General features: G+C 72.1%; 6 protein-coding genes and 1 pseudogene. 1 reads left to right on the top strand and 6 read right to left on the bottom strand.

The window, feature by feature from the left end; genetic code table 11:
* Positions 1-135: 135 nt before the first annotated feature.
* On the bottom strand, positions 136-2,235 hold the full coding sequence (locus VF697_RS35330) for an MASE1 domain-containing protein (protein ID WP_331102020.1): 2,100 nt from the start codon (positions 2,233-2,235) through the stop codon (positions 136-138).
* Between the two features lie 159 nt (positions 2,236-2,394).
* Between VF697_RS35330 and truB the strand changes: the two genes are divergently transcribed.
* Positions 2,395-3,294 (top strand): tRNA pseudouridine(55) synthase TruB, encoded by a 900-nt coding sequence (gene truB / locus VF697_RS35325; RefSeq protein WP_331102018.1) that lies wholly within the window; start codon positions 2,395-2,397, stop codon positions 3,292-3,294.
* A 34-nt stretch (positions 3,295-3,328) separates the two neighbouring features.
* Here truB and VF697_RS35320 read toward each other — a convergent pair whose 3' ends face one another.
* The 5 genes and pseudogenes from VF697_RS35320 to VF697_RS35300 all read right to left on the bottom strand — a co-directional run.
* Positions 3,329-4,057, bottom strand: coding sequence for an immunity 52 family protein (locus VF697_RS35320; RefSeq protein WP_331102016.1), 729 nt, complete (start codon positions 4,055-4,057; stop codon positions 3,329-3,331).
* A gap of 12 nt (positions 4,058-4,069) precedes the next feature.
* Positions 4,070-5,839 (bottom strand): Tox-REase-5 domain-containing protein, encoded by a 1,770-nt coding sequence (locus tag VF697_RS35315; RefSeq protein WP_331102014.1) that lies wholly within the window; start codon positions 5,837-5,839, stop codon positions 4,070-4,072.
* A gap of 80 nt (positions 5,840-5,919) precedes the next feature.
* Positions 5,920-9,753, bottom strand: a complete 3,834-nt coding sequence (locus VF697_RS35310) for a serine/threonine-protein kinase PknK (RefSeq protein ID WP_331102022.1) — start codon at positions 9,751-9,753, stop codon at positions 5,920-5,922.
* A gap of 121 nt (positions 9,754-9,874) precedes the next feature.
* Complete coding sequence (locus VF697_RS35305; protein WP_331102013.1) at positions 9,875-10,435, bottom strand: Uma2 family endonuclease; 561 nt, start codon at positions 10,433-10,435, stop codon at positions 9,875-9,877.
* Between the two features lie 160 nt (positions 10,436-10,595).
* A pseudogene (locus VF697_RS35300) lies at positions 10,596-10,819 on the bottom strand (serine/threonine protein kinase); the annotation flags it as partial.

Genomic DNA, 10,819 nt, shown 5'->3' with positions numbered 1-10,819 from the left:
GCCCCAGCAAGTACGCACGGTTACGGCTGACTCCAGATTGTATGCCATCCCCGGGACAGCGGAAACATTTCCGTCGGGGGGTCGTTTACCCGACAGCGGGAGGAGCTGGCGGGTAGGAGCTTTCCTCCCTGCCCCTCACGTCGGATGGGAGCCCGCCGGAGCGGCGGGCCAGGGAGTGGGCGCTGGCTCGGTCGCATAGTCGGAAGGATGGGGGGAGGCCGGCAGCTCCAGGAGGAAGGTGGCCCCCTGCCCCGGCTGACTGATGGCCTGGATGGTGCCGCCATGGGCCTCGACGATTTGACGGGTGAGGAAGAGGCCCAGCCCCAGGCCGCCGTACTCGCGCACCGACACCGCCCGCTCGAAGCGGCCGAAGATGCGCTCGAGCGCCTCCGGGTCCACGCCGATGCCATGGTCCCGCACGAGGAGCCGGGCCTGGCCCTCGTGCTGCTCCACCTCGAGCTCGATGGGGTGGCCGGCCCCGAACTTCATGGCGTTGCCCAGCAGGTGGGTGAGGGCCTGCTCGAGCTGGGTCCGGTCCCACAGGCCGGTGACGTGCGACTCGGCCTTGAAGGACACCTCGCAGCCGGCGCGCTCCAGCTCGTGGGAGACGCGGTCCACCACGTCCTGCACCAGCTCGCCCAGGTCCACCGGCTCGCGCACCAGCTGGAGCTGGCCGGTGTGGATGCGCCGCACGTCCAGGAGGCTCTCCACCAGCCGCCCCAGGCGGGAGATCTGCCGGACCGCCACGTGGAAGCGCGGGAGCACCGGCTCGGCGCCGGAGAGCTGCTGCAACCGCCGCGCGAGCCCCTGGAGCTGCAGCTTGAGCGCGGTGAGCGGCGTGCGCAGCTCGTGGGCGGCGACGGTGATGAACTCGTCGCGGGTGAGGATGGCCTGCTGGGCCTCGGACAGGAGGCGGGCATTCTCCAGGGCGAGCGCGCAGTGGTGGGCCAGCTCCTCGACGAAGGAGGCCACGCGGGGCGGGGGCAGGTGCGTGCGTCCGAGCTGCACCAGGGCCATGCCTCCCAGCAGGCGCCCCCGGTGCCGCATCCGCGCCAGCACCACGGCCCCCTCCGGCTCCAGGCAGCGCCGCGAGAGGACGGACAGCCGGCGCACGGGCTCGCGCAGGCGCGCCTCCAGCTCCGGGGGCACCCCCACCCGCACCGCCGGCACGAACCGGCCCTCCTCGTCCGCCAGCCAGAGGACGAAGCCGCTGGCCAGCTCCGGCACGAGGAGCCGGGCCAGGCGCGGCAGCGTCTCCCTCGGGTTCATCGACTCGGCGAGCACCGCGCCGACCTCCGCCAGCACCCACTGGGAGCGCTCCACCCGGCGGCGCTCACAGGCCATGGCGGCCAGGGTGAGCGCGGACAGGCTCGCCACCGCCAGGAAGACCTGCACCGCGAGCACGCGATCCTGGAGCGTGGCGGGCAGCAACCCGAAGGGTCCGCGCCCCGCGGCGGTGTGGATGACGGCGAGTGCCCCCAGCACCAGCGAGGCGGTGGCCGCGCCCCGAGGCCCCTGCCGCAGCGCCGCCCAGAGGACGAAGGGCAGACAGGCATAGGGCATGGAGAGGAGGACGCTGCCGGGCGAGGGCACGCCGAAGGTGACATGGGCCGCGAGCGCCAGCACTCCCAACAGGCCCGCCAGCTCCACGTTGCCCCAGCGCCTCCCGGGCCAGGAGCCCTCCCGCTTCCAGGAGAGCAGTACAGGGGTGACCAGCACCGCGCCGAGCCCATCGGCGAGGTACCAGCCCACCCAGCCTTGCCAGAAGGAGTCGGCGTGGCCCAGGAGGGCCACCGCCCCCATCCCCAGGGTGGCGCTGGGCAGCGGGCTGAGCAGGCCACCGGCGAGGAACAGCGCGGCCACGTCCCGGGGCCGGGAGAGGTTCACCGGAGCGTCGAGCCAGCGGCGCATGAGCCCCGCCCCGACCACCGTCCGCAGACAGTTGCCCACGGCCCAGAGGAACGCCACGCCCCAGGGCTCGCCGTAGAGGGGCACCAGCATGAGCTCCGCGAGGAAGACGGCGACGAGGTACACCGGCCAGCGGCGCTTCTCGGCGTGGAGGAAGACGGCGAGCGTCAGCCCGCTCGGCAGCCAGACCGAGGCGCTCTCCTGGGGAGGGAAGACGAAGAGGGAGCTGAGCGCCTTCAGCCCGAGGAAGGCCCCCCAGAGCAGGACGGCACGCCCCAACACCTCGCCCGACAGCGTGCGCGGCCGGTTCTGTTCCTTGGATGCCATCACCATCCCGAGCCCTCGGAAATAAAGGTATGCCTGGGCAGCTGGGAACGTGAGGCGAGCCGTGTCCCTCCGGGCGGAGCGTCCTGCCGCCGCCTCCCACCCCCCGAGGAACATCCAGTAGCTCGCGAAGCCCCTGCACCGGCGGGTTAGAGTCGGTGGATGAAGCCCGGCATCTATCTGGCCCACAAAGCCGTGGGCGCCACCAGCTTTTCACTGGTGCACACCTTCATGGGAGAAGTGGCGGCCGCGGGCCTCTCGCGCAAGCAATTGCCCGTCTGTCACGGCGGCACGCTCGACCCCTTCGCCGAGGGGCTGCTGCTGTTGCTGGCGGGCCCCGCCACACACTTCATGGAATTGCTGCACGCCGTGCCGAAGACGTACGACGCGGAGGTCGTCTGGGGTGTGGAGACGGACAATGGCGATCTGCTCGGCCAGGTCGTGCGCGAGGGAGATGCCACTGCCCTCACGGCGGAGGCGTTGGACGCGGCGCTCGTCCCCTTCCTTGGTTGGAAGGACCAGGTGCCCCCCGCCACCAGTGCGAAGAAGGTGGACGGGGAGCCGGCCTACAAGAAGGCGCACCGGGGCGAGGCGGTGGAGCTGCCCCCCTCGCGTGTCTACCTCCACGAGGCGCGCTGGCTCGAGCATGAGCTGCCCCGGAGGAGTCGCCTGCGCATCACCTGCCGGGGCGGCTACTACGTGCGGGCCCTCGCGCGGGACCTGGGCCGGGCGCTGGGGTGTGGGGCCCATCTCTCCCGGCTGCACCGCACGCGCATCGGCCCCTGGGAGGACCCGGGCCCCGGAGCGCGCATCGGGCTGCACGGCCCGGAGCTGCTGCCGTGGTGTCCCTCGCGTGCCATCGCGGGGGACGAGGTGAACGACCTCAAGCACGGGCGCGCCATTACGCTCGAAGGGGTGCGGCCCCCGGACTGGCGCCTGCCCGAGGGCTTTCCAGACCCGGAGGCTCCCGTGCGAGCCCTCCAGCGAAACCGCCTGGTGGCCCTGCTGCGCGAGCAGGACGGCGGCCTGCGCACCGTCACGCACCTGTGGTCCGGGCTCTAGGGCCCACGCGCAGCCAGCACGCGCCCCTCCCGAATCAGTGGGCCTGGCGCCCGGAGACGACGGAGTTGAGCAGCCCCTTCGCGAGCAGCACCTCCTGGACGCGATGGGCCAGGGCCACGTGCTCGGGGTTGGACGCGGAGAGGCGCTCCGGGCTGAGGAGGAGAAGCGAGCCCTTGTCCTCCACCGGCTCCACGCGTACCGGCTCGGGCAGGGATGGCACTTCTCCACGGTTCCGCGACAAGTACGTCACCCAGCCCACGAAGGTGCCGGCCCTTCCCTCCTCGGACAAGGTGTCCCTCATGCCATGGGAGGTGACAACGCCCCAATCCGGTTCCCAGGCCAGCACCAGGGCACGCATCACCTCGGTCAGCACGGAGGGGGTGAGCACGCGCCCCTCCTCCGGCCCATCACTGGGCAGATAGAGAAGACAATTGTTCGAAGCCACTTCAGCCGCGGAGCCACAGCGGAGCATGACCATGCCGCCGTATCCATCCTCCTTGTGCCCTGTCCACGCCGAGAAGCTGAACCCGTCCTTTCCATCCTTGTACGCCCTCCGCCCAAAGAAGCGCACGAAGGTGTCGGAGGTAGGCTCGAACTGGAGTTGGAGTGCCTTCTTGAGGGAGTCCGCCTGTTCGAACCAGCGGGCGTAGATGGGGTCGCAGCCCGACAGCCTGCGGAAAAAGGTTTCCGCGCGCCGGGCGGACTCCTCGGCGGACTCCTTGCGACAGCCCCAGTGGACTCCAGCGTGGTACGTCTCTTTCATGCGGACTCCACCTCACGGCAATGGCGGCGTGTAGACCACGTCTATACCCGTGACGCCGTTCGCCTTGAACTGCGCCTTGAGGATGGTGACCATCCTGGGCTCCGCCACATGCCAGCGGATGGGTGCGCCGTTGGCCACTTGAAGTTGTCGCACGGCCTGCCTGACGAGCCGCTTCGCCCCCATGAAGTACCTCTTGGGCTCGAGGTTCGCGTCGAAATGCTTGTCATAGCCCAAGCCCTTGGTCTCCAGCAGGACGCCCTCGTCGAAGCCGTCGAAGTCCGCCTTCTCGCCGTTGCGCAGCACGCGATACACCCAGCTGGCGGGGGCCTTCGTCACCTGGTGCTGGAACTTGCGCGAGCGCTCGGACATGCGCTCGTTCTTGGGCACCCACCCGCCGGGCCCTCCCCCCGGAGGCGTCCACCCCGCGACGGCGCCCACCCCCGCGGTGGCCATGTGCAGCACGTACGTGGCGGTGAGCGCCTGCCCCGCCACGGCCACCATTCGGCCGGGCACCGCCACCAGGCGCAGCGCCAGAGCGCCCTCTCCGGTCAACGAGAAGACGGGCACGGCGACATGGCCCAGCGTTCCGCCCCAGGAGGCCGCCTTCGCCCCGCCTGTCCCCGCTCCCGCCCCTCCAGTGCCCACCATCAACAATACGTGCGTGGTCAGGCGCGAGAGGTCGCGCACCTGCTCGCCGTGGGGCTTGTGGCGGAAGGCCTCCCAGTACTCGGGCGCATTCTGGACGAGCTCGCGCACCGCGCCCGGCAACTTCGAAATCCCCTCCAGCGTTTCGACGGGGTGGAAGACGAGCCGGTAGAGACCCTCCACCGTATCCCCCAGCGCCAGCCCCGCCCCTTCCAACGCGGGCAGCAGCACGCCATCGCCTGGCACGTAGGGGCCCAGCGGCAGCGCGCCCCGGGGCACCTCGAGTCCCACGTCCACCGGCCACACGTGCCCGCCCTCCATCGCGTAGAAGGGGCCCACCTCGTAACGCCCGGCGCGCAGGGTGCCATCCTCGGCCAGCCGCACCTCGCCCACCTTCTGTTGGGCCTCGCCCGTGACGGCCAGCACCAGGTAGCCATCCGGCCGCAGCACCAGCAGCCGGTGGAAGCGGTCCATGCGCGCGTGCAACGCCTCGCGCGACACGGGCCCCGCCCCCGTGGCCACCTCCAGCAACAGGTGCGCCGCCATGCGCCGCTGGGCGAAGTTGCCCAGCGTCACCGGCGAGTCCAGCAGGTGCGGCAGCAGTCGCAGCGCGCCTTCGGGTGTCAGGGTGCGCCCGTCCACCGGCAGCACCTCGGAGGGCACGCCCACATGCGCGAGGAAGCCCTGGAAGTAGTCCAGGCTCATGGGCACGGTCTGGGGGCGGCCATCACCCACACCGTCTGGCCAACCCGCCCAGCCCGCGAGCCCCTCATCCAGCGGCGCCTCTCCTCCAGGAGCCGCGTGGCCCGCCCGCGAGCCGGGTGGAGTTTCGGAGCCAGTGTCCGCCTCCAGCATTCCGGCGGCGTACGCCTCTTCGTCGAGGTCGTCCGCCTCCTCCTCGTCCACGTCACCCAGGACGCGCGGGGTGGAGGCCTGAAGGGACTCCGTCGCGAGCCGCCGCACCTGCGCGTTGGGGAAGCGCACGGGTGACAGCGAGCGGTGGCTCAGGCCCGGTAGCAGGTGTCCTCCGGGTTCCCGAGGCGCAACGGTGGCACACCCGCCCAGCACCACCAGGGCCAGCAAGGACAGCGAAGGGCTCCATCTGGACGAGCTGGAAACAGCGGGCTGCGTGGGCATGGCGGTCCTCGTCGGAAAGCCGCGTTCCACGCCAGTAGATACGTCGGGTCAGACGTACCGGACGTCCGTGCGCCAGCGACCTACGGCGCGCGCAGCTTCTCCGCCTCGCGCACGAGGCTGGCGCAGCCCAGGCGGGTGAAGCCCTCCAGCGCCTGCCGCAGGGCTTCCTCGCGCTCGGTGCTCCCCGGCGTCGCCGTCCGCGCCAGCTCGAGCCAGGCCAGCGCCTCGTCGTAGGGCATGCCCAGCTCCTTCGCCACGCGCGCGCTGCGCTTCCACGCCCTCCGCGCCCGCCACGAATGGCCCGCCAGCCAGTGCATCCGCCCCGTGCAACGCAGCGCCACGGGCCGGGCCAGGGGGAAACGCGTCGCGAACGACGACAACCTCGCGCACGCCTCGCGGGCCGCGTCGGCGGCGGGCGGAGGCGGCTGGCCCGGCGGGGCACGCTCCCGCTCCCACAGCGCCAGGTACACCCGGGCGGCGCCCTCGTAACCGTGGCACTCGGTGAAGAGCATCGGCGACACCCGCCTCGCCAGCGCCATCACGCGATCCGCCTGTTCGCGCGCCTGCTCCCACTCGTCCCGGTGCAGGTGCACCGTCGCCAGCAGCCCACCACAGATGAGCGCCGACAGCGGGTCGTCCTGGCGCTTCAGCAGCTCGCCCGACTCGCGCAGCAGCGGCAGGGCCTCGTCCATACGGCCGAGCGCGATGAGGCTGCGCGCCATGGTGTACGCGCTCCACACCTCGTGCTGGAAGTGGCCGCGCCTGCGCGCCGACTCACGCACCTCCGCGAAGCGACCCAGCGCCGCCTCGAAGTGGCCCGTGTAGTAGTCCGCGTGCCCCAGCAGCACCTGGGCCAGCTCCAGCTCGCCCCGATCTCCGAGCCGCACCAGCACCCGCTGCGCCTCGCTCGCCTTGCTCGCGACCTCGCTCCAGCGCCCGAAGCCCCCGTGGTAGTTGGCCTCCACGATGAGCCCGAAGGCCGTGGCGCTCGGATCCTCCACCAACTGCCCCTCGCCCTGGGCCCGGCGGAAGTAGACGCGCGCCAGCGGCAGCAGCCGCGCCATGCCGGCGAGCGAGCCGAGCTGCCCGTACAGCCGCAGCACCTCCGCGTCGCGGCCCGCGCGCTCGGCGAGGTTCGCCGCCAGCAGGGCACTGGCCGACATCTGCAGCGGCTCGTAGCGCCAGTAGTAGCACTCGGCCAGCCGCACGGCCGCGAGCGCCGCGGCGCCCAGCGACTCCCGCGTCCCCCGTCCCTCCGCCCTCACCCAGCGCCGTGGCAGCACCAGGTGCAGCACCTGCCACAGCACCTGCAGCAGCAGGAAGCGCACCCAGCCGCCCTGCGTGCGCGGCAGGGGCCGTCCCAGCTCCTCCATCGCCCGGAGGCAGTGCGCGATGCAGGCGGAGTAGTCGGACAGGCCGTGCATGGCCTCGCCGAGCAGCCGCTCCCAGCGCGCGCGCCGGCTCGCGGCCACCCGCACGCCCGTGTCGTGCCCGCGCCGCACCTCCAGCTCCAGCGCCCGGCGCAGGTAGCCGGCGGCCTCCACGTGCGAGCCCGCCTTCAGCGCATGGGCTCCCGCCTTCTCCAGGTACTCGAAGGTCCACACGTCGTCCTGGGCCATCTCCCAGTGGTGCGCCAGCACGGGGTAGAGGGCCGGCGGCACCCCATCCGCGTCATGCCGCCCCTCCAGGGCCAGGGCCGTCCCGCGGTGCAACGTGCGGCGCCGCTCGGGGAGGATGCCGTCGTAGGAGATCTCCCGCAGCTTGTCGTGGACGAAGCGCAGCCGCCCGCCGCCCACGTCCTCCAGCACGTGCCGCGCGCGCAGCTCCTCGAGCGCCTCCAGCTCCTGGAGGTCTCCCAGCCCGGCGGCCGCCGCCAGCACGTCGGCGTCCAGCTCGCGGCCCAGCACCGCCGCCACCTCCAGCAGGCTCCGCGCTCCCGAGCCTAGGCCCTCCAGCCGGCGGCCCACCAGGTCGTACAGCGTGCCGGGCAGCGGCAGCGCCTGATGCAACCGGTCCAGCGCGGCCTCGCCCGCGGCCACCTGCCACCGGCCGAAGAGGTCCCGGAAGAGCAGCCGCTCGTCGATGGCCGTGCGCAGGTACTCCGCCACGAAGAAGGGATTGCCCGCCGAGCGCGAGGTGAGGAAGTTCACGAAGGTGGCCGGCGGCGAGGGCAGCGCGAGCATGTCCTCCACCATCCGCGCCACCATCGACTCGTCGAGCTGCCCCAGCACCCGGTGCGTCACCCCCGGCGAGGCGAGCAGCAGCCGCAGCCCCGAGTCCAGCTCCTCGGTGCGGTAGGTGCCCAGCATCAGCACGCGCGACTCGCGGAAGAACTCGCCCTGCAGGAAGTCCAGCACGCCCAGCGACAGCTCGTCGGCCCACTGCAGGTCATCCATCACCAGCAGCACCGGCTCCTGCGCGGCGAAGGCGGCGAGCGTCTCGGCCATGCAGCGCATGACACGCTCGCGCGCGGCCTGGGGCGGGAGGCGCGGAGGCTCGGGCCAGGCGTCCTGTCCGGACAGGTCCACCATCGAGGGCTCGTAGAGGGCCAGCACCCGCCCGCGCTCTCCCAGCAGCCGCTCCGTCTCCTCCAGCCCCTTCTGCCGGCACTCGTCGGCGATGGCCTGCAGCACCGACTTGAAGGCGTGCAGCGGCTCGCCGTGCATCTGGTCGCCGGAGCCGCCGCCGGACAGCGGGAGGCAGCCGCCGGTGACGACCTGGAAGGCGTGCCGGCCCGCGGCCACCGCGCACTCCATCACCAGGCGCGTCTTGCCCACGCCGCTCTCGCCGCCGATGAGCAGGCACCCACCGGAGCCGGCCCGGGCCCGCTCCAGCCGCTCCTCCATCTCCGCGAGCAGCTGCTGCCGGCCCACGAACTCGGGGCGGTAGAGGTACGAGCGCGCCGCGCCCGAGGGCGGCCGGGGCAGGTCCTCCGCGCCCAGCTCGGCGAGCACGGCGCCCACGTCCGCGGCGTAGCCGACGCGCTCGCGAGGCACCTTCGCCAGCATCCGCAGCACCAGGGCGTCCAGGTCCGGGGGGATGCCGCGCACCCACTGCGAGAGGGCATAGGGCTTGTCCTGCAGGTGTCGCCGCAGCACCTCCCAGCCCATGCCCGGGAAGGGCGGCTGCCCCACCAGCATCTCATGGAGGATGCAGCCCAGGGCGTAGAGGTCGGCGCGCGCGTCCACCAGCCCGCCCTTGATCTGCTCGGGGGCCATGTAGACGAAGGAGCCCTCCATGCCGCCGGAGACGTCGAGCGACTCGCGGCTGACGGGTCCGCCGAAGACGGAGGCCAGCCCGAAGTCCACCAGCACCGGCGTGCCGTCCGGGCGGATGACGATGTTCTCGGGCTTGAGGTCGCGGTGGACGAGCCCCTCGCCATGGAGGAAGGCGAGCGAGGAGCACAGGCGGCGCGTGAGGGTGAGCACCTCGTCCAACCGCTCCTGGGCGGCGGCGCGGCGCTGCTCCTCGGGGGGCGGCGCGGGACGCGAGGAGGGCGCGGAGGGGCTCAGTCCCCCCCCACTGCCCGAGCGCGGCTCGGGCGCGGAGACGACCTGGGTGGCGACGTCCGCCACGGAGTGGGCATCTCGCTTCCACAGCCCGTCGACGTAGCGGCGCAGGGTGAGCCCCTCGATGAGCTCCATCGCGTACCAGGGCAGTCCGTCCTGGACGCCCTCGGCGAGCACGCGCACCACGCCCGGGTGCTGGATGCGCCGCAGCGCGTGGATTTCGCGGCGGATGCCGCGCAGCATGGGCGCCTCGGGCACCCGCACCGTCTTGAGGGCGACCAGCTCGGCCGTGTCCTCGTGGCGGGCGCGGTACACCACGCCCATTCCCCCTGAGCTCAACTTCCCCAGGAGACGGTAGGGACCGATCCGTCCCAGCTCCTCGTCGGGGAGCTCCGCGGCCAGCATGGTGGGCACCGGCACCAGACTCGCACGGTTCGCTCCGCCCCTCCAAACCGACCGCCTCCCGCGCCCCCCGCATGCCCGTCCGCCTGCCCCGAAATGGAGCAGGTACTTTGGACACAAACGGCTAACGCGCCCAGAGCACGTCCAACTTCAGCGCGAGCGCCTCGAAGGGCTCGACGCGCACCCGGCCCTGCCCCTTCCAGGTGCCCAGGGGGTTCCAGCGCGCGCCCTCCAGCCGGTAGGCCTCCAGAGATTGCTGGAGCGGGTCCACCAGCCACAGGTGGCTCACGCCCTCGCGGGCATAGGCGCGCACCTTCTTCTCCCGGTCCAGCACCGCCGTGGAGGGAGAGAGCACCTCGCACACCCAATCCGGCGCGAGCGTGGAGGCCGCTGCCTCGGGCATCACGGGCATGCGCTCGCGGCGCCAGCCGGCCACGTCGGGGACGAGCGCATCGCCGCTCAGGTGCAGCTCGGGCTCGAAGAGGAGGAGCCAGCCGCCGGGCCCTCCCTCTCCCGCATCAAAGGGGCCCTCGAGCCGCCCGAACAGTTTCGAGGCCGCGCGTGCATGGGGCAGCGCGGGCCGAGGGCTGACATACAACTCCCCCTCGACAATCTCCCCCACGCTGTTGGGAGGGAGCGCTTCCAGGTCTTCGTAGGTCGCCGGGCGCTTCGGTTCGCTCCCCATGCCCGGAGCATGGACAGCGGGGCGCACCTCTTCAAGCGGGGGCGAGGAGGCAGGAGTCGGGCCGGTGTGCATGCGAGAAGGATACACATGACCTCTGACATGGGCCAGTGGACCCTGTCCTGAAAGGTCACCTCGGTAGCCCGGGAAGGTGCCAGGGGCGTCACGGCCAGCGCCAGACGACGTTCACCGGCAGTTCCCGGTTCAGCACGGTGACACCAGGCTTGTAGCCTTCGTGCTTGGGCACTCGCCCGTGCTGGTCCCCGAGCACGATGCAAACGGGGTACTTCCGTCCATCGGGCAGTACGGCCAGGGTGTAGCGGCCTATCACCATCGGGTACGCCTCGGGCTCAGCCAACGCGTAGTTGTAGATACCGGGGCCCGTCC

The sequence above is a fragment of the Archangium sp. genome, from assembly GCF_036388035.1.
Classification (GTDB): Bacteria; Myxococcota; Myxococcia; order Myxococcales; family Myxococcaceae; genus Archangium.
The sequence above is the reverse complement of the archived record's forward strand: the minus strand, read 5'-3'. Positions and strand labels throughout refer to the sequence as shown.

Bases quoted from the DNA above. Each gene is read 5' to 3' on its own strand.
- VF697_RS35310 (WP_331102022.1), bottom strand. From the start codon at position 9,753: ATGCTGGCCGCGGAGCTCCCCGACGAGGAGCTGGGACGGATCGGTCCC.
- VF697_RS35320 (WP_331102016.1), bottom strand. From the start codon at position 4,057: ATGAAAGAGACGTACCACGCTGGAGTCCACTGGGGCTGTCGCAAGGAG.
- VF697_RS35315 (WP_331102014.1), bottom strand. From the start codon at position 5,839: ATGCCCACGCAGCCCGCTGTTTCCAGCTCGTCCAGATGGAGCCCTTCG.
- truB (WP_331102018.1), top strand. From the start codon at position 2,395: ATGAAGCCCGGCATCTATCTGGCCCACAAAGCCGTGGGCGCCACCAGC.
- VF697_RS35305 (WP_331102013.1), bottom strand. From the start codon at position 10,435: ATGGGGAGCGAACCGAAGCGCCCGGCGACCTACGAAGACCTGGAAGCG.
- VF697_RS35330 (WP_331102020.1), bottom strand. From the start codon at position 2,235: ATGGCATCCAAGGAACAGAACCGGCCGCGCACGCTGTCGGGCGAGGTG.